Source organism: Paenibacillus sp. FSL H7-0735 (assembly GCF_038008505.1).
In the GTDB taxonomy this organism is placed as follows: domain Bacteria; phylum Bacillota; class Bacilli; order Paenibacillales; family Paenibacillaceae; genus Paenibacillus_AQ; species Paenibacillus_AQ odorifer.
On sequence record NZ_JBBOZH010000001.1, the window covers coordinates 4579856 to 4600465 of the forward strand.

A 20610-nucleotide genomic window follows, 5' to 3' on the forward strand; every position below is an offset into this window, starting at 1 on the left:
ACACTTCTACTTCACTACTTCTTCAATACTATCTTATAATCCTTTTCCAAATAGCATATAGCATATAGCATATACTCTGCCTCTGGTACAATAAAATTAAATGAGGTCATGAACAAAGGTGGGATTGAAGTTGAAAGTTATACCTAATTGTATTACACTTGGCAGAATTATTTTGGCAATCATGCTGTTATTCTTCGAGCCCCTAAGTTCGGCCTTTCTTGTAATTTATATCCTTTGCGGAGTCACCGATCTGATAGATGGTCCAATTGCCCGAAAATCAGGCACAACAAGTCATCTCGGAGCAAAGCTGGATTCTGCTGCCGACACGATACTAATCGGGATCTGCTTATTTACTTTGTATCCGTTTCTGGGTCTTGCACTCGAATTCATCTTATGGATCTTCTTGATCGCGGTCATCCGCATAACATCGATAGGGATCGCCCTCCGGAGATTCAAAACTTACGCAAGCATCCATACCTACGGCAATAAACTTACCGGGCTCCTCTTATTTATAACTCCTTTATGGCTTTCCCATAGTACCCACACCATTTGGACAACCATTGTCTGTATAATTGCAACCTTATCCGCCGTGGAAGAATTGATCATCCAAATCACATCCACTCAATTACAGCTGGACAGAAAAGGATGGTTTTACAACCATCCTAATCAGGAATAATGAAAGACACTGTAGTTCCCACCCCAGGAATACTTTGAATCTTCAAGCCTTGTCCATATAATTGTGTTAATCTCCGATCTGTATTAAGGAGACCAATTCCTTGATCCTTAAGACTTTTGGGCTGTAATAACTTGCTGACTTGAGCTTCATCCATTCCAATCCCCGTATCTGCAATGATAAAATGAACAGCCTCCGCATGTGTCTCGATGTGAATACGCAAGGTTCCACCTTTTGCCCGACTTAAGATCCCATGCCGGACGGCGTTCTCGACCAGTGGCTGAATCGTCAGCGGAGGAATTAGAAGCTGGAGATTCGCGTCTACTTCCCATTCAACTTGCAGCCTCTCCTCAAAACGCTGCTGCTGGATATATACATAATTCTCGACCAGCTCCAGCTCTTGCGACAGCGAAACAAGTTTGCCTGCATTTAAGAAGTCAAAGCTGATCCGCAGATAAGTAGTGAACGCATCTGAAAGATCTTTCATTTTGACAGTGTCAAAATCACTCAAGGACATAATCGAATTTAATGTATTAAAGAGAAAATGTGGATGGATCTGCGCTTGTAAATAAGCAGCCTCCATTCTCAAACGATCATTGACTGCTTGCTTCATAGAAGTGAGCGACGAAGCACGATACTTCAATTCTATGGCATCTACTGGCTTGGTTACATAGTCATTAGCGCCAGCCAAGAAACCTGCGTAGACATCCTCCTGCTCACTGCGGGCGGTCAATAGAATAATAGGAAGTTCATACATCGTGAACCGCTCGCGTATCAATCTTGTCAATTCATAACCAGACATGCCCGGCATCATCACATCAGCGATAACCAAATCAAACTGCTCATGATGCAACATATCCAGCGCCTCACGGGCTGAAGTCGTTGTATCAATCCGATAAGCTCCATCTGATAAAATATTTTGCAGAACTTTTAAATTGACCGAATCATCATCAACCGCCAGCACATGTATGATGTCAGCGTCTGTATCGAGCTTCGAGAGTGCCTCTACTTCCTTTGTATTATAGGTGGCAGCCACCATAGCTGATTTCTCAGCAGTTATCCACGTGCTGAATGGTGACAACGGATCCGAATCTTTTTCTGTATGAACATCTGGAATAGATGACTGCAGGCCCCCTTTAGCTACAGGTAATTTGAAGCTGAACTTACTTCCCTGACCCGGCTGCGATTGCAGCAATAATTCACTGCCATGCAGTTCGACCAGCTCCTTACAGATGCTAAGTCCCAGCCCAATGCCGCCTTGACCGTAAGCCCCTTGTTCATAGCGCATAAAAACACGCTTTTTCAAAGCTTCATCCATACCTACTCCTGTATCCGTAACATGTATCCATACATCCCCACCTACTTGTTCTGCGGCCAGTTCAACACTTCCCTGTTCGGTGTACTTTAGTGCGTTATGAACTAAATTAATCAGAATCTGCACCAATCGCTCCTCATCCGCATAAACACGAGGCAGTTTCTCATCTATAGACATTCGAAGCTCTACCTTCGTCCCACCGGTTAAGAAGCGTAACATATCCAGTACACCTTCAGCCAATGACCTCACTTGCAAGACCTTTATATTCATCACAATCCGCTTATCCTGCAATCGCACAACATCAAGCAAGTCATTCAGCATAAGCGACATCCGGCGACTGACCATAATTAGCAATTCCATGTCACGCTGGCTCTCTTCATCCAGCACATGTTTTTTTCTTGTTAACACACTTTGGGCAATATTCATAATCCCATGCAGTGGAGTGCGCAGCTCATGTGATGTATTGGCTAGAAAACGGTCCTTTAATTTATTGGATTCCGCCAATTGAGCGTTCAGTAACACATTTTGATGGGATTGATGAAAATATCTCCTAAACCAATAGGCGGAAAATGCGGCAAGGGCAGCAATTAAATCTACGGGATAAAACATGAATTGTGAGCTACCGGCATAGTAGACAGCCCCCCACAACATATTATTTAGTACTGCTAACACTGAAAACAATAAAAATAGAGCACCTTCAGCTCGTAAGGATACCATCTTCCAAAAATAATATACCGTCCAACACACTGGAACGTAATACAGGATCATGTAATACCCTTTTCCGATGATATATAACACTGCCTCTTCAGGACCTACAATAATAAATAAAGTAAAAATGAGAACTGACAGGATGTAACTATAAAACGCCTTGCCTTTCCGTCGATTCCCCAATAGTTCTCTTCCCATCAATAAAAGGAATAGACAAAACCCTATATACGAAAGAACCTTTAACCTCAACATCCAGGCAAAATCAACATGAAGAAACCGGAACAACAGTCCATTATGTTCAACCCCAATGGATACAGCCGCAGCGACCATCATTAGGAAAAAAATAATCAGCTCTGTTTTTCGTACATCCATCAGATAGATAATCAATAAATACAACCCATGTAGAAGAAGCATGACCCCTACGACTAGCTGCAAGCCAATGGAATTCCAGTATATAGTGTCTACCTCATGTTGAATGCCAAACTCCACGGACCGAATTATGCCCCCTTTTAGTGGAGACTCATAGTTTGACGTCCGGACAAACAGATCCAGATGCTTCTGATCTGTAGGTGTATAACTGATTAAGAATGCTTTCGTCACATAAACATGCTCTTCCTTCTCGTCAGATAACACTCCAAACCGTGAGAGAATTGTTCCATTAATCTCCACTTCAGAAGAAGTATAGATGGATTGGAACCAAAAGCTAAGTGGCTCAGACAAGGGGCGATCTAGCAGAATCCGCAAATGATAAGTTCCGTATCCATATGCCTTCTTTTGCTCTGAAGGATTAAATGCGGTACTCCAATTACCCGGCACCTGAAGCATCCGACCTTTTAAAATACGATCCATATTGGCGGCATTCACCCATTGTTGAGGATAAAACTCCCATTCTCCATCCAATGGAAAAGAGCTTAGTGATTCAAGGTCTACTCCCCGCAAATCGAGCACACCTTGCTCCACTACCGGGGCATTGGATAAAGTAAAATGATTGTACCAGCTCCAGCGTATTGCAATCAGCAGGCAGATGAATACTACTATGTACAACATATGACTTAACTTAATTTTATTCTCCGAAGTTCTCATAGACTCCTCATTCGTCAATAGTATTTAATAGTGCTATATCCCTATCTCCAACTTTGTGCAATACAGTATGATTATACTATATTAAGAGGCCTATAGACGTATGTAATCCTATGTTTAGAGGAAAAAAATCAACTATCCCATAGAGCAGATAGTTGATTTCTTCCTTAACGCTTCTTCTAATGTAGGGTTCGATGTGTTTAGATTTCTAGCAATGAGAATACTTTATCGAAACCTGCTTTGGAACGGGAAAATAATTCAGATGAACTGTGTGCGGAGGCTGGTGCCAGCACTTCTTGGGCGATAACGCCGGTATACCCGATCTTTGTAAGGCTTCCCAGGAAGCCTGTAAGATCAATAGCCCCTTCCCCTGGATACAATCGATCAAAATCAAGCAATTCTTCTATGGGCAGAGGTTTAGCATCATTGATATGGACATACGCGATTTGATGCGGTTGTAATTTCAGCAGATCCTCACTTGTTAATCCATTTGTATGCCAATGATAGGAATCCAGCAACAAGCCGATATTTCTCACTTGAATGGTGTCTATCCAGTTCAACGTATCATGCATCGTCCAGATCAGCGGATTTGCCCATTGTGTACGTAAGTGATGAGGGCCAACGAACTCTAAGGCTATCGAAATACCATAAGCGCCTAATATTTCTGCACATAGTCTTAAACGTCTAGTGGCTGCAATCATAAACGGTGCGACCGGAAGATCAGTCGAAGGTAAAATATATGTGCAGCATGTGGTGCACTTTAAGTCAGCAGCGGCCTCAGCCATCTGGGTAAGCGATTTCAGACTCTCCCTAAAGCTATCCTCTGTCGTGCGCCAATCTACCTCCAAACCAAAAGATCCTAGCATGACGCCATGACTTTCCAACAATTGAACTGCCCCATCCTTGCCATATTGCTGTACCAACTCTAATGGATTGACGTCTATGGACCGAAACCCGAATTGGCTCGCAAGTCTGATGTATTCTTCATTGGAACTAATCTCACCCAAACCTGCTGTTGTTAATCCTCTTATCATCGTCGTTCTCCCCCTTTATGACCAATCAAACAGTACATCATTGTTCTGGTTACCCATTCCAAGTCTAGCGCATTTGGCACTCGAATAAAACACCTCAGAGGACATGTCATTCCTTTCATTTTTCTTTAAAGATCCTTATACTTGCTTGAAGAAGCATTTCAAGGGAGATTGAACAGTATGGACATAAAAAAGTTACAATACTTTATCGCAGTAGCAGAGGAACTTCATTTTAACCGTGCAGCAGAGAAGCTAAATATGACGCAGCCTCCCTTAAGCCAGCAAATTCAAGCTCTGGAGAATGAGATTGGTGTGAAACTATTAGAACGGAACAAAAGACAAGTTCGTCTCACGCCAGCGGGGGCAGTATTTCTAGAGGAGGCTAAATCCATTTTATCTCAACTGGAACGCTCTATTAAAACAACACAATTAGTCGATCAAGGAATTATCGGACATTTGAACATTGGATTTATAGATTCTGCAGCTGGTGGAGTATTGGTTAATATGTTAAAAATGTTTCGGGAACGTTATCCACAAGTACAACTCAGATTACATGAGATGACGTCTGCTCAGCAATGGCAGGCTTTACATGAAGGAACGATTCACATTGGATTTGTACGTTATACAGAGTCGGGCAAACATATCGGCCATCGTCCCTTAGTCAATGAATCGCTTATTGCCGTTTTGCCAGAGCAGCATCACCTATCTCAATTACCGGTGTTATCCATTCGCTCTTTAGCTTTAGAGCCGTTTATATCGTTCCCGCGTCATTTAGGAGCTCCTTTTCATGACCTCATTATGAGCTTCTGCGCCCAACACGACATGTATCCGAATGTTGTACAGGAAGCCATTCAGATGTACACCATTGTAAATTTGGTAGCTGCTAATCTTGGAGTTTCCATTGTGCCCTCTTCAGTTGCTATTTTTCAGCGTGAAGGTGTCGCATTTCGTCCCTTTGAAGAAAGCACACCATCGATTCCCCTTTATGCCGCTTGGAGAACCGATTGCGATCGTGCCTCCTTATCCGCGTTACTAGAGATCATAGGACAAATGAGTTCAGAAGCTATTAATGGTGAATAATATAATATTCAGCCCGTTTTTCTAGGATCACGTTCAACGAGTCCTTCTAGCACCCTATCGATTTCCAACATTACTTCCCTATCCAGACGAACTCCCGCAGCTCTGGCATTTTCTATAACCTGCTCAGGCTTGGATGCCCCAATAATTGCAGAGGAGACTTGTGTATTTTGCAACACCCATGCTATAGCCAACTGCGGAAGCGTCAACCCAACTTCACTGGCGATGGAAGAGAGATTCGAGACCGCCTCAAGCACCTCAGTCCGAAGCCACTGACCCGCCAATTTATTCATAAATGGTGAGCCCGCAGCGGTTGAAGCACGAGAACCCTCTGGCAATGGTTGCCCTGGCATATATTTACCTGAAAGAATCCCTTGAGCAAGCGGTGACCAGACCACCTGTCCAATCCCTTCCCGCTCACAAGCTTGAACTACCTCCGTCTCCATCACACGCCATAACATCGAATATTGAGGTTGACTAGCCACCAATGGCACCTTCAATTCCCTCGCCAAACTAGCACCTTCTGCTATCTGATCCGCCGTCCACTCACTTATCCCGACATAGAGAATCTTACCTTGACGCACCAGATCCGAAAAAGCCAAAAAGGTCTCTTCAAGGGATACTGTTGCGTCAAAGCGATGCGCATAATAGATATCAATATAATCGGTCTGTAATCTGTTCAGTGAAGCATGGCACGCCTCCATAATATGCTTGCGAGACAGACCTCTTGCGTTACGCCCCGTCCCTGTGGGATGGCACACCTTGGTACACAATTCGATATCAGCTCTGTGCACTCCTTTTAATGCTTGGCCCAGCACCATCTCAGCTTTCGTATCGGAATATACATCTGCAGTATCAAATGTTGTGATCCCTACATCCAATGCAGCGCGAACACAAGCATGGGCAGTATCATTGTCCACTTGAGCACCATGTGTAATCCAATTACCATAAGCAATCTCACTTAGATGTAAGCCACTAGTTCCTAATTTGCGATAGTTCATTTTATACCCTCCTTTAGATAACAATCTGATTGTAACAAAGAGATATTAATACGAGAAATACTCTTTAATATGCAGTTTAATTCAAAATAGATATTACTGAGACACTTAAAGATAATAAAAAAACGCCCTTTAGGCGTTTTTCTCGGTAAATATTCTGTTTCGAAACTCTACCTTCGCCAATACTCCGGTGAGTATTAACCTCCAAGCCTTGTTACCGCACCACAACTAACAGTACAATAATTCCGAGCCAAAACAGCCAGCTTACTGGGTGACCGAAATTTAATCCCCAGCCGACTCCGAGCCTTTTTTTGACGATTAGGTTTGGATCTTTGCTATTGAAATAAATCATACCTAATAGCCATTTATCATCATCATGGACAGGTCTGACATTGGAGCTATTGGCAGATCGCTCCAAGCGGCTTTCACCCTGACCAGCCCAGAACGTTAAGGCCAAGGCGTATAGGATGATAAGGGCTATTATGATTAGGATAATAGGGATAGCGAAATTCATGTTAAGCTGAGATATCATATTTAGTTGCACGACGGAAAACAGGATAACTATTAAGAAGCTTGCTGTAAGCATAAAATATGACCAAGTACGGCGGTAAGTTGCGTCTTGTCTGATGGAACGGTTAGGATCATTGGGTTGAACCTGCTGCTTCACTCTGCGAATACTCCAATTCTCAAATATGAACAAAAGTGTTATGAACACTTGCATGATCGTAGGCATAAACACAGAACTATAAGATTTAGCTGCATAGCCGTCTACGTTCCAACTGCTGTTGTAATGGATCGGAATCTGATCAGGAATCAGATCGTAGTTGCGTAGCACATTTACAATAGTAACAACAATAATTAAAACATGAATGAGGAACCATTTATTAGACAAGCCAATGTTTCTTTTCCGAAATCCAGTGTCCACTGCCATGATCGATGGTTCCAGAGCAATAGGCAGCATAGGTAGTAAACTTTTCATTTTGAAATAATAGCTAATGTTTATGACTAGGGAGATTACGACCATGGCGAGTGAATAAGTGACAATGATCCAACTTGGTTGCTTGGAATGTTCATCACCGTATATTAGACAGAGGATACAAATAATGAATAGGATGGTATGTAAGGTAGCACTAATCCTAGCATATGACTTCCGCATCTGGCGCAGAGGCTCACTATGGAATTGTACAGGGCTGACGGTGACCCCAAAACTAATCGTCTCTCTTGTTAAATAAGGCATGCTTACCATGAGTACAATGGCAGGTACAAATACTAAGATCATTACTATAACAGGCATTATCGTCATATCATTCGCCTCCTCTTATACATAAGTGTGTATTTGAAAACTCTATAACCCTTATAGCATAGGCGATTCATCACTATGCCTTTTTGCGTATGATTATCCTATTAACTTAGGATAGGTAATCGGCTTGAACATAAATTTTATTATAATCGATTTTAGTGAATATAGGGGTGAAATTAACAATTTATCCAGTTTTTCGCTACGCAGAGCTACTCATCTGACAACTGAATTATGGCAAGTACATCTGTTTGAAATTCTGTGTAGGTAAAGGACTCGCCTCGTATCTGCAATGGTGCGGATTACTTCGTCAGAGTATAAATAAGTCCTTCCATGCTTAATATAGTACTTGCTCAGGTTTGTTCCATTAAGATATTTCTCTACAATCGCTCGATAAATAGGACGCTTCATTTCATCCACTATCAATGATAGAATGCACCGTTTCATTCGATTCAACATCAAAATAGCCAACATACGGCGTATTTTCTACTTCCGCTGATAATCGGATTTTCAGTGCAGGGAAACCATCTATTCCTAGCGACCTGCAAAAACGAACAACCGCCGCACTGCTTGCCTCCGCTTTTGTCGCTAACTCATGTATGGTCATATGCAGCACTTCTTTAGCATTTGCAAGAATGTACTCCGCTACTTTTTCTCTGATTCTGGCAATTCATTTAAGTCTAGCTCAATTTGCGAAATCATACTTCCCCGCAATTAAACCCGCTCCAACAAATGCAGGAATCAATGGTATGAAAATATTTCCGATTTTTCGCAAAAATTTCTTGAACGGTTTATCATTCTTCTTTTTAAGCTGCGCCTTCATTTGTGCGCTTTGTGCTTTGTAATTGCTCAGCCGAAGTCGCTATTTTCCTAATACTCATTTAGACTATATTGAGCAATCTAAATTTTGTATCACTTCTATGATTCCACACGTTCCATTATTGACGAATTTTTTTTTCAACATTAAACTATAAGTTAAGAAATTAAATTTCAAAAAAAAAAAACCGTTTTTTTTCATTTATTAAATTTATCCCAACATTACGGCGCAGGAGGAAATGAAAGATGACGACGACACCAAACATCATCGTAATGAACCATCCAACTAGAGAGCAGCTTGAAAAGATTTACGATATTTTAGATGAATGCTTTTCCGTAGGCCGAGCTTTTTTCCAAGAAAGATTAGACCTCGACACCACATATGATCCAGATACAACATGGTTTGCGATGGTAGACGGTAAGATTGCATCCAATGTACAAATTTTCCCGTTTCATATTAGAGTCGGTCAAGCGATCTTGAAAACAGGTGCAATGGGGAGTGTCGGTACAGATCTAAATTACCGCGGGCTGGGGCTTGCACACAAAATTCTTCATGCGCAGACCAACTATATGAAAGAAACCGATTATGATATAAGCTTGCTTTTGGCTAGCAAGCATGCGTTTTATGAAAAGGCTGGCTGGAGACTTATTCCGGAGACTGCTTTCGCAATTGAAAAACCAGCAAGTTTGGAGCAGCAGCAAAACAGTGATGAAATCATTCCTTTTGAAGCCTGTTATCTCGATGATATCCGTTTCATCTATGAACAATTCAATAAGAATCGTACCTACACCGTGATCCGAAGTAGAACGTATTGGAATGATTTATTGACCTGGCCGGAATGGAAGAAAGTTGACTGCTTGCTCCTTCGCAGAAATGGAAAAATCGTCGCTTATGGCATCATTGAAAAGAAAGATACTGAACAAGTATTTATTAATGAATTATTGTATTTGAACGAAGCCGAAAACGGCGTTGAAGCTTTGTTTCATGCCTTATGTCAGCTGCGTCAAAATGCAAAGCAAATATTAGCGATGCTCCCAGAGGACCATAAGCTATATTCCTATTACCAACAGCATCAAGCTAATTCAATTCAAATCAATATGGCGATGTGGAAAATGATCAATCTCAGTTCAACTTTCCATAAGCTTCAGCCTGAATTAGAAGATCGCCTAAACCGTAGCAACATAATTGCAGACCAGGAGCTGCATATTGCACTTCGCAGTAATGAGGACTGTATCTACTTGGATTATAAGCAAAAGCAGCTTTCTGTTTCCGATGCTAGTAATCATACCAATCCCTATACTTCAATAGAAGTAGATGAACGCGAGCTAATGACTTATATCATGTTCGGCTATAATGAAGCAGGCGCAGCAAAGGACAGTACTGAGCACGCTAACATCCTTCAAGCTCTATTTCCGAAACAACAAGCCGTGTTTTATTTGACTGATAAATTTTAAGCCATTTTTGATTCCTACCATTTTAAAATAAGGGTGTGTCGCAAGTCCAACTGCTCGGACTTATGACACACCCTTATTTTTCCATAGCGACAAAAACTAGTCGTTGTTCTTTTTTGATCTTCCTAACAGGACAGCACCGTAGGCTGCATCCTTAATCGGCAAAATCAACTTTGTTTGCGGGTAGCTCTGTGCGAGCTTTCGCTCCAAGGCTTCTTTCACAAAGCGAGACTTTTGCAGCACACTTCCTGCAATCGCAATCGGACTTTCATATAGCTTAAGCCGTTCAATAACAGGCACAACAAGCTCATATAGATTGGCTGCACATTTCTCCGCTAACGCTATTGCATGTGCATCGCCCTTCTCGCATGCGGTCGTCATAATCGGTGCGAGCTGCGCAATATCTTTTTTCGTCGTATTTTTATCATAAACAAAGCCAATAATCTCTTTCACAGTGCTTAATCCAAGCTGCTCATATACCATCGCTGGGATGACCGTATCGGTTATTCTTCCGTCCTCCACTTGAACTAATCCGGATAATAGATCGCGCCCAATACTATAACCGCTTCCCTCGTCATCAATCAGATGACCAAAACCTCCTGTGCGATGCTGCTCTCCTTTTTCATTGACCCCAAAGCAAATCGATCCTGTACCGGCAATGAGAATGATGCCTTGCATCGCATTTTGTGCCCCGTATAATGCGGTTTCTTGATCGCCAGTAATCGTTAATGGCCCGATATAACCGTTATTTCTCACATGCTGCTCCAAAAAATTGATGACCAGCGGATTACTTATTCCTGCCGCACCTATACATATATGAGCAACTTCTTGTAAATTACTGCAGTAGAGCTTCATTTGACTAAAAATTTTCTCAAAGGAAGCGGCAATAGCATCAGCATCACCACCGTTATAATTAATAGGCCCTACAGTAAAGGTGAATAAAGAGTCTTCCTGGTCATGCGTAATGGTGACAGCTGTTTTCGTGCCACCCCCATCAATTCCAACGATAAATGCCATACCTATGTCCCCTTGTTGTACTTTTTATCTACATCTGTATCGTAATCTTGGCGGTGGGTACAACCTCACCATTTAGGATTGGAAGGAGTGATTTGAATGCATCAAGTGTATACTCAAATGCCGCAATTCCGCAGAACTCGCCTTCGATTAACGGTAAATCATACGGGCGACCTAATGTAATGGCCGTTACTTTGCAGCCTGCTGCCAGCAGCTTCTGAACAAGCGCAAGCTGACCTTTGTTTTCACGCGCATTAAACAAGCCGATAACAATATGCTTGTAGCCTTGTACCTTTGGCAGCGCAGCGTTGATTTGCTCCTCACTCGGGTCAATGTCGATAATCTCATAAGCTGTATTAAAATGCTCCCCCATATATTGCGGAAAGCTAAGAGCTTGATTCAAGCTGCTGGACGCAAGATCGGTGCGGTATGAATAGGAACCCATAAATAACACTTGCTCGTCACCGGTATGAATGGGCTGGAGCTCACCTTTAATGAGGCAGATCGTTTCCGTACGCATTAGCTCATTTGCTCGGCGATGTACATCGCAGCCAACTAGTTCATAATCTAGCTCCTCAATCGTCGCATATTGTGCTTTATAAGCTAAAATTTTTGTAACAGCTGCATCAATTAGCGCTTCATCCAAGTCACCGGTGGCTACAGCTTCTTCGATCAAATGAATCGCTTCCTTCACTGTCTCAGGAGTATGACTAATGAATACCAAATCAATACCTGCTTTAACAGCTCCTAACGCTCCTTTTGCCGTACCATAGTATCGTTTGATCGCGTCCATTTCTAAACAATCCGATACAACTAACCCTTTATATCCTAATTTTCCTTTTAATATCTCTGTAATAATGGTATGAGACATAGTTCCGGGCACACCGGATTTTTCAATTTTCGGAAATAAAATATGTGCACTCATAATCGCTTGAGCTCCTTGCTCAATTGCTGCCTTAAACGGCAGCAGCTCAAGCTGCTCTAATTCCTCAAGTGTTTTTTCAATGCTAGGCAAGCCAATATGTGAATCGACATTTGTATCACCATGACCTGGAAAATGCTTAAGTGAGGACATGACGCCTCCATCGAGCAATCCCTTCATCATTTGAATTCCATACTGGGATACTGTTGCAACAGAATCACCATATGAACGAACATTTATGACTGGATTCAATGCATTATTGTTAACGTCCATAACTGGAGCTAGATTAAAATTAATACCTAATGCTTTCAATTCTCTGGCAGTCATTCTGCCTGCTGCATACGCATTTTCAGGTCGTCCTGAAGAAGCAATTGCCATGGCTCCAGCAACATTGGTCGCGTCTTTAGGCATACGAGTGACTCGACCGCCTTCTTGGTCGATCGTAATAAAACCCGGGATACCAGTATGTGTCGTGTACCATTGCTGCAGCTCAGTAACAAGCTGGCCTAATTGATATTTATTGTCGATATTATGTGAGAATAAAATAATATTGCCCACTTTATAATGCTCAATAACTTCCTTCAGCTCAGGAGTGATCTCGGTTGAAGGGAAGCCTGTTACGAACATTTGTCCAATCTTTTCGCGCAAGCTCATATGTTCTATTGTTCTCATCAATTATTCACCTTCCTCTAGCGATATAAATGATACTGCTGTGTTATTTCTGCAAATTGCTTGCTTTCCGCTGCAAACTGTTCAAGCAGCTGCTTGGCTTGCATATTTTCCGTACGATACATGCTGTCTCCCCCCAGCAAATCGATAAATGGGCGAGAGCCCTCCTTCACAGGAGGCAGGAATGAAAATTGCTCGTACAAATCTCTTATCGTAAATAATAAGGTTACCCCAACTTCTAAAGGCCTCAGCACTTGGAGATCTGTAATGTAAATTTGTACCCCGCCGCATAGCTCGCCACAATGTTTAGATGACGTTGGCTTGAAATAAACTGGACGAAAAAGCACACCCGGGATACCTTTTGCATTCATCTCATCTGCCAATTGCTGCGCTTGAATGAACGGAGCACCAATCATTTCAAACGGGAACGTTGTGCCTCGTCCTTCCGAGCAGTTCGTGCCTTCAAATAAACATGTTCCTGTATATAATAACGCTGTTTCATATCGTGGCATTCCAAGTGAAGGATGAACCCAAGTTAATCCTGTATCCGGGAAGGACATGCTCCGTTCCCAGCCTTCCAAACGAACGACATGCAGCGATGCATTCCAATTCATTTGATCATTTGCCATCGTTGCTACCTCACCTGCTGTTAAGCCGTATCGCACGGCTAGCTCGTAATTTCCAACAAATGATTTGAAGCCGGGCTTCAAGACATTCCCTTCTACCGTTACCCCGTTAAGCGGATTAACACGATCAAGAACAACAAATTCCACACCTGCATTTGCACAATCTTCAAGTGCATATAGCATCGTATAAATAAATGTGTAATAGCGTACACCAACATCTTGAATATCGTATACAATGATGTCTACTTCATTCAGCATTTCTTTTGTTAAACGCTTGGAGTCTTTACGGTACAAGCTATAGACTGGAACATTCGTAAAAGGATCCATGTAAGTGTCTACTACTGCCCCTGCATCCAAATCTCCGCGAACGCCATGCTCAGGTGAAAACATCGCAGCAAGATTAAAATTTTCATGTAATATAGTAATCGTTGATGCAAAATCCTTCGTAAGACCTGTCGGCGCTGTAATCAATCCTACGCGCTTACCTTCGAACAAATAACGATAATTCGTTATAGAATCAATCCCATTTAACACCATATGAAGCTGCCTCCTAGCTGCTTTTTCGCATAAATGGATAGAACAAGGGAATGTTTCCTGCTATACATAGAAACACTCCCTCTTAGCTAGTTGAATAGTTACCAAAGACTAGACTGCCTAACCTTCACCGTTTCAGCTGGCACCATAAATGCTTCTGCATATGTCTTTCTTGCTTCACAGCCGCGAACAACTGCTAGTGCTTTATAATAATCCATGTATTTGAAAGATTTGCTATTCGTCACAAACCAATGCTTGCTTAAAGCATCTATCCATAGATCAAATGCCGCTTGATCGAAATCCACATATACGTAAGGGACATAATCAACCGCATCCTCCCAGTTTTCGGAGTAATATAATCTTGCTGCAAAGTGCGCGGGGAGCGCTCGTTCAAAGGATGATAGACTTGCGAAGAAACGGGCATCATTTACGATATGATGCGTTAGCGCATGGTCCTTATGCATACTGTTTTTCCAGTGTGTAATAATAATGTTAGGCTTCACGCGACGAATTACATCACAAACCTCCATACGAATTTCTTGATTGTCAGGCAACTCTCCGTCACAATAATCATCGAATACAATGGCTTCACCGCCTAGCATATCCGCAAAAACCTGTGCCTCTTTCACTTTTTGCTGACGATATTCCTTCATATCCTGTCCTGCCGGGACCCCTCGTTCACCCGCAGTTAACGCTAGTGTCACAATGCGATCTCCCTTTAAACTATGACTAGCGAGCACACCACCAGAAGCTAGCTCCACATCACCAACATGCGCTCCAATTGCTAATACTGTGAATTTTTCGCTCATCTTTAAAGTTCCCTCCGCAATAAAGAAAATTGTTTTTCAATAGTAAAGCCCGCTTTTTGATAGATTCGAAGAGCCGGATTATTATTTCCAGTGAATAGAGAGATATATTGACAGCCCACATTTTGAAAAGCTTCAACCATTCTGAAAAATAATACACTGCCAAGGCCATTCCCCTCATGCTCTGGGTGCACTCCGATACCGCAAAAAAATGCTCTTCCATCAGGCTGCGAAATAATTGGACCCGCAAAGCCCACAACCTCGTTGCCGTACACAGCTACTACAAGTGGTGCGCCAACCTTCACATAAGTAACAACATCCTTCTTCCACTGCGGATTTTGCAGGGCAGCAAGCGTTGCTTCAAGCCCTGTATGTAAATCAGGGACATAGGAAGTAATGTAATAGTCCTTGCTATTTGCATTGGTTTCCTTATCTAAAATATCTTCGGGAACTATAAAGCTTCCGAGTTTTAAATACATGCCGCATTGCCTCGCTCGATCTTCGTAGCCTCTAGCAATTAAAGCTTCATATAATGGCTGGTCCTTACTGATGCCCGGGGCATTATTATGCTCATGCTGAGGTGCACTTGGTATACTCCACTTCAGCTTAACAGGGTTGAAAAACAATACATCCGCTTGTCTTTTCCCAAGTTCTTGGAATCTTTTTTCTAAACGCAATAGAAAAGCATCGTAAAGCTCCAGAGAAGCCACATGGGTATCTATAATAACACTCGTAATATAACCCGCCACATCTCCAAGAGGGAGATCGTCACCGCAGCAGCCAGCTGCAAAACCAACAATCCCTTTTTCGTCACAGCCTACCCATATACAGTCAGCGTCAAAATAAGGATGGTCGATGAATGTATCTTGAAACTCTCGCTCTGTAAATGGCTTATAATCATATTTTGTAGCCTCACGATTCCAAAGCTCTACAACTGCAGAGTGATCTTCAATTGAAAAGGGTCTGATTTGCATCATTTAAGCCTCCTGTGAACGTCCAATATAGGGCCAGGAAATTTTGCCCATTACTACTGGCTGTGAAGCTCCAGTTACTAGCGGGATATTGTTTGGTAAGCGCTCCATCGTGTAATACGCTAGCAGAGCAAAAGCAATTGCTTCCTTAGCATCACTATTACCACCGATATCCTCCTGCGTCAGCACCTGCACGTTATGCGGTGCAAATAAGTGTTGTAAATCACGCAAAAGCGTCTTGTTATAGCTTCCACCGCCGCCAATTAACAATTGCTCAGCCTGATGCTGCGGTGCAATATACCGTTCATAGCTATCGACGATGCTCCAGGCAGTTAAGTACGTAGCTGTTGCAACAACATCTTCCGCTTTCCAGTGATTAACCTTCATCATTTCAATAATTTGTGCCACGTATTGTTGGCCAAACCGTTCTCTGCCTGTCGATTTTGGTAACGGCATCTTATAATATTTATCCTGCTGCATCCATTTCAATAGCTCATCAATCACTTGACCGCCCGCACCAATTTCGCCATCAACATCCATGGTCATAGGTGCAAATAATTGCAATACAAGGCCATCGATAATCATATTTCCAGGACCCGTATCAAAAGCAAATACCTCATCCGGTGAGGCATTTACAGGCAAAACAGTCACATTGCCTATTCCGCCAATATTTTGCATCAGAATTGTTTTCTCTGGATTGTTAAACAATAAGTATTCGGTAAATGGTACTAACGGAGCTCCTTGTCCACCCATTGCCATGTCAGCAACTCGAAAGTCTGATACGCAAGGAATTCCTGTGCGATTGGCGATAACTGCACCATCCCCAATCTGAACAGTACAATGCAGATTATAGCCGCCCATAACATTCTCTTCCGGAGCATGATAGATTGTTTGACCATGCGAACCTACTGCGAATATTTGCGAAGGCGAAAGGCCGCATTTCCCTATAACGGATAATGTGGCTTGGGCGTATAATTCGCCAAGCCACATATTCATTGCGCCAACCTTATCAATCGTAGCGCTAGCGGGATCAAAAAGCTCAAATATGGAGTTTCTAACTTGCACCTCAAAAGGTGTGTTTTCAAAAGCCAGTAATTCAATCTCTACTCCATGCTCTTTTTCGGCTGATGGGAAAAGCTTAACTACTGCTGCATCAATACCATCTACTGATGTACCTGACATCAAGCCAACTAAGTATGTTGCATCAACTTTTGATTGTTTGTCCATTAACCTTTCACCGCTCCAACTGTTACCCCTTCAAGGAAGTATTTTTGTAAACTGAAGAACAAAATAAACATTGGAACTGCTGAAATGGTTGCCCCCGCCATCATCGGTGCAAAGTAAGTTGTATTCGCAAAGCGAAAGTTTTTCAAGCCGACCTGAATGGTTTGCATATCCATCGTATTCGTTACTAGGAACGGCCAGAAAAAGTCATTCCATGCCGCCATGAACGTTAGGATTGCTAGTACTGCCATAATTGTTTTAGATAGAGGCATAATGATATACCAGAAGATTTTAGGCTGGGAACAACCTTCGATTTTAGCAGATTCAATAATTTCACCTGGAATGGAGGACATGAACTGCTTAACCAAGAAGATATTGTATACCGTTACTATGCTCGGCATAATCAACGCTGTGTACGTATTTTGTAATTCAAAAATGTTTACGATCAAAATATATAGTGGAACCTGAGTGACTTGAACAGGAATCATCATAGATCCCAGCAAAATAGCGAACAAAATGTTTTTCCCTTTAAATTTCATTTTTGCAAAAGCATATCCAGCAAGTGTAGCAAAAAATACGTTAGATACCGTGATACACGCTGCCACTATAAAGGAGTTCAATAACCAGTCCCATGTATGTGGGCTGAAGTTAAAGAAGAATTTATAAGATTCAAATGAAATCTTCGATGGTAGGATAGAATAGCTCATTGCACCAGCTTCTACCGGATCACCGAACGAGGAGATGACCATAAAGTATATCGGGAATATGGTAGCTGCGGCAAATAGGATAAGGAACGTAATGTTTGCACCATTACGTATAAACAGATACCCTTTGCTTCTTAAGCTATTGTTGTACAAACCCATAGTATTCTGCTCCTTTTCCTAGTATTCTACATCTTTACCTATAAACTTGAATTGAAGGAATGAGATAAATCCGATAATCGCTGCTAGAACTAATGATTGTGCCGCTGCCTCACCAAACTCAAAATATGTGAACGCATTGTTAAAGATTAACAAACCTACCATTGTTGTTGCATGGTCTGGTCCACCGCCTGTCATAAGATAAGCGTTTTGGAATACTTGGAAGGAACCGATAACACCAGTAACAAGTAGGAATAGCGTTGTTGGCTTAAGGAAAGGGACAACGATAAACCAAAGCTTTTGCAGGAAAGACGCGCCATCAATTTCAGCTGCTTCATAATAGCTGTTATCAATAGCGAGTAATGCGGCTATATAAATAATAATTGCTGTACCATGACTTGATAACCATGACATTAATACAAGTGAGAACATTGCAGTTGCACTGGAACCAAGCCAGTTTTGATTTTCAATACCTAAAAAACTCACGAGCTTATTGGCAATACCTGATTTTAACGGATCGAAGATCCACAGCCACACAACAGAAAGCGCTACACCAGATGCTACGGCTGGCAAGTAATATAGTGCTTTAAAGATCGTTTGTGTTTTTTTCTTGAAAGGAATAATCAAAATTGAAATTAAAAATGATAGAAGAATATTAAACGGAACAGTTAATAGCGTATATACTAACGTATTTTTCAGCGCTTTCCAGAAAAGTTCATCTGAAAAAGAGTTAACGAAGTTATCCACGCCGACAAAAGTGGATCCTAATGGACCATATTTTTGTAAGCTGATAATAAAAGCATTGATGACTGGATATGCGGTAAATAAAGAAAACGCAATAAGTGCTACTGCGATAAACGCGTATCCCCAACCTGAGTCACTTTCGAGTTTCAATTTTTTTCTTTTAGTCAACGTTTGATTCATTGGGTCGCACCTCTCTTCTAAAAACAGTACAAGCTCTAGCTAATTTAGAAGGAAAGCTGTACGTTCTAGCTACGCACAGCTTTCACATGTCAGCCTACGACAGACTAGTCAACTACAATACCATCTTTACCGAAAGATTTAATTGCAGCTGCTTTAACTGCATCATACATTTCTTGTGGAGCAATCTCATTTGCAAGTAAGGCTTGTAGTTTAGGAATAATAACTTCTGTTTCAATTTTTAATGCTTCAGCAGCCAGATCAGTAGGAATATCTGTACGAGCCGGAAGCGCTTTTGCCATCATAGCTTTACCTGCAGCAACGTTATCTTCGTTACGAGGGAATTTTTCAAGTACTTCTGCATTACGTGCAGATTCAGTAATTGGTGATAAGAACAGCTCATTACTGTAGTTAGCAGCAATTGAACCAGAAGACAAGAAATTCGTTGCTAGGGCAATATTTTTGATGTGCTCTTCAGATGGAGCTTTTTTACCACGAAGTGCGATATAACCATCAACGATTGAAGTAGGGACATAATCGGCACCGTTGAATGTTGGGACTGGAAGTGAAATATAATCAACTTCAATAGAATCTGCAACAGCTGAACCATCGTTCGCTTTAATCTTCTCATTGTTTAGACGAGCAGAGTTTTCAAATGCAGATAAACCTTTACCTGTGATCATCGTTTGACCCGTTAGGAACATGTTCCACCGTTTACCAGCATCGATAGAGCTTAGCTCTTTAGGCATAGAACCATCGTTGATCATTTCGCGAATAGATGTAAGTAGCCCCAAGAAGTTTTTGCTTGTATACGTATATTTAAGATCTTTATCGAAGTAATCTGGTAAACCAGCAGTTTTAGCAAGAATAGCTAGATAGTCTTTAGATGCTACACCAGATGTTGCGAACACGAAACCATAACGAGTAGTTTCACCTTTATCATTTTTCACTACGCCTTTAGAAATTGCATTACGGAACTCTTCATAAGTCCAACCGTTTTGTTGAATGCTTTTCCAATCAATTCCGGCTTCTTCAAGGAATTGTTTGTTACCACCGATAGTGTGGATTTCCATATACGCTGGTAGGCCGTATTGAGCGTCACCTAGTTGGAAATATTTCAATGGAACTTCGTCATAATCTGCCTTGGCTTCATCAGAAAGGGCACCGTTAAGGTCGATTAGTACATTAAGTGCTGCATATTTCGAAATTCCTGAAGCACCGATAAAAGCAATATCTGGAGGAGAACCTGCATTTACTTGAGTATCAAGTTTTTGCGTCATATCTTCCCAGCTCGCTGGCTCGATTTTCAAAGTCAAGTTAGGATGTAGTGTATTAAATTCTTTTTCCATATCAGCAAAACGTGTTTGATAGTTCGCTGATATCGGAGGTAAAAGTGCTGTAATCGTATCCTTTTTAGGCTCAGAACCACCGTTACTAGTTCCTGTGTTACCGGAATCTGTAGAAGCTGGAGCGTTATTTCCGTTTCCTCCGCAAGCCGATAATAGTGATACCATCATGATTCCTGACAAAAACAGAGTTAATCCACGTGATCTTTTTTTCATCGAAAACAGCCTCCTCAATTATTAATAGCATCCATCCTGTTATTCCACTTTTCA

Annotated in this window: 17 protein-coding genes and 1 pseudogene; 3 read left to right on the forward strand and 15 right to left on the reverse strand. The window is 41.8% G+C overall.

The window, feature by feature from the left end:
• Window positions 1–130: 130 nt before the first annotated feature.
• Window positions 131–676, forward strand: coding sequence for a CDP-alcohol phosphatidyltransferase family protein (locus tag NSS82_RS20840; protein WP_076106418.1), 546 nt, complete (start codon window positions 131–133; stop codon window positions 674–676).
• Here the strand turns inward: NSS82_RS20840 and NSS82_RS20845 are convergent.
• Window positions 663–3743, reverse strand: coding sequence for an ATP-binding response regulator (locus tag NSS82_RS20845; RefSeq protein WP_256718370.1), 3081 nt, complete (start codon window positions 3741–3743; stop codon window positions 663–665). The two genes, NSS82_RS20840 and NSS82_RS20845, sit on opposite strands and share 14 nt — an antisense overlap.
• 233 nt (window positions 3744–3976) lie before the next feature.
• Entirely contained in the window at window positions 3977–4810 is an 834-nt protein-coding gene (locus tag NSS82_RS20850) for a sugar phosphate isomerase/epimerase family protein (protein ID WP_076106422.1), read from the reverse strand.
• A gap of 177 nt (window positions 4811–4987) precedes the next feature.
• Between NSS82_RS20850 and NSS82_RS20855 the strand changes: the two genes are divergently transcribed.
• Complete coding sequence (locus NSS82_RS20855) at window positions 4988–5887, forward strand: LysR family transcriptional regulator (RefSeq protein ID WP_036688700.1); 900 nt, start codon at window positions 4988–4990, stop codon at window positions 5885–5887.
• Between the two features lie 8 nt (window positions 5888–5895).
• Here NSS82_RS20855 and NSS82_RS20860 read toward each other — a convergent pair whose 3' ends face one another.
• The 4 genes and pseudogenes from NSS82_RS20860 to NSS82_RS20875 all read right to left on the reverse strand — a co-directional run.
• Window positions 5896–6885, reverse strand: coding sequence for an aldo/keto reductase family protein (locus tag NSS82_RS20860; protein ID WP_036688702.1), 990 nt, complete (start codon window positions 6883–6885; stop codon window positions 5896–5898).
• 211 nt (window positions 6886–7096) lie between these two features.
• Window positions 7097–8185, reverse strand: a complete 1089-nt coding sequence (locus NSS82_RS20865) for a DUF1648 domain-containing protein (RefSeq protein WP_076106424.1) — start codon at window positions 8183–8185, stop codon at window positions 7097–7099.
• 406 nt (window positions 8186–8591) lie between these two features.
• A complete protein-coding gene (locus NSS82_RS20870) occupies window positions 8592–8786 on the reverse strand; it encodes a hypothetical protein (RefSeq protein ID WP_249267671.1) in 195 nt (64 codons plus the stop codon).
• 84 nt (window positions 8787–8870) lie between these two features.
• Window positions 8871–9005: pseudogene (locus NSS82_RS20875) on the reverse strand (PTS transporter subunit EIIC); the annotation flags it as partial.
• Window positions 9006–9241: 236 nt separating this feature from the next.
• Here NSS82_RS20875 and NSS82_RS20880 point away from each other — a divergent pair.
• A complete protein-coding gene (locus NSS82_RS20880) occupies window positions 9242–10450 on the forward strand; it encodes a GNAT family N-acetyltransferase (protein WP_076100315.1) in 1209 nt (402 codons plus the stop codon).
• A 96-nt stretch (window positions 10451–10546) separates the two neighbouring features.
• Here the strand turns inward: NSS82_RS20880 and NSS82_RS20885 are convergent, their stop codons facing one another.
• The 9 genes from NSS82_RS20885 to NSS82_RS20925 all read right to left on the reverse strand — a co-directional run bounded on the left by NSS82_RS20885 (window position 10547) and on the right by NSS82_RS20925 (window position 20556).
• Window positions 10547–11464, reverse strand: coding sequence for an N-acetylglucosamine kinase (locus NSS82_RS20885; RefSeq protein WP_076100313.1), 918 nt, complete (start codon window positions 11462–11464; stop codon window positions 10547–10549).
• A 28-nt stretch (window positions 11465–11492) separates the two neighbouring features.
• Window positions 11493–13055 carry a glycoside hydrolase family 3 protein gene (locus NSS82_RS20890; RefSeq protein ID WP_076106426.1) on the reverse strand — a complete coding sequence of 521 codons (1563 nt, stop codon included), beginning with the start codon at window positions 13053–13055 and terminating at the stop codon, window positions 11493–11495.
• Between the two features lie 17 nt (window positions 13056–13072).
• Entirely contained in the window at window positions 13073–14215 is a 1143-nt protein-coding gene (locus NSS82_RS20895; RefSeq protein WP_076100310.1) for an exo-beta-N-acetylmuramidase NamZ family protein, read from the reverse strand.
• Between the two features lie 98 nt (window positions 14216–14313).
• Entirely contained in the window at window positions 14314–15021 is a 708-nt protein-coding gene (locus NSS82_RS20900) for a PIG-L deacetylase family protein (RefSeq protein WP_076106428.1), read from the reverse strand.
• 2 nt (window positions 15022–15023) lie between these two features.
• Window positions 15024–15995: a GNAT family N-acetyltransferase gene (locus tag NSS82_RS20905; protein ID WP_256715534.1), complete on the reverse strand. Its 972-nt coding sequence runs from the start codon at window positions 15993–15995 to the stop codon at window positions 15024–15026.
• On the reverse strand, window positions 15996–17216 hold the full coding sequence (locus NSS82_RS20910) for an anhydro-N-acetylmuramic acid kinase (RefSeq protein WP_076106430.1): 1221 nt from the start codon (window positions 17214–17216) through the stop codon (window positions 15996–15998).
• Complete coding sequence (locus tag NSS82_RS20915; protein WP_036688719.1) at window positions 17216–18076, reverse strand: carbohydrate ABC transporter permease; 861 nt, start codon at window positions 18074–18076, stop codon at window positions 17216–17218. Before NSS82_RS20915 ends, NSS82_RS20910 begins: the two co-directional genes overlap by 1 nt.
• Window positions 18077–18094: 18 nt before the next feature.
• Window positions 18095–18997: a carbohydrate ABC transporter permease gene (locus tag NSS82_RS20920; RefSeq protein ID WP_036688721.1), complete on the reverse strand. Its 903-nt coding sequence runs from the start codon at window positions 18995–18997 to the stop codon at window positions 18095–18097.
• Between the two features lie 104 nt (window positions 18998–19101).
• A complete protein-coding gene (locus NSS82_RS20925; protein ID WP_036688723.1) occupies window positions 19102–20556 on the reverse strand; it encodes an ABC transporter substrate-binding protein in 1455 nt (484 codons plus the stop codon).
• Window positions 20557–20610 lie beyond the last annotated feature (54 nt).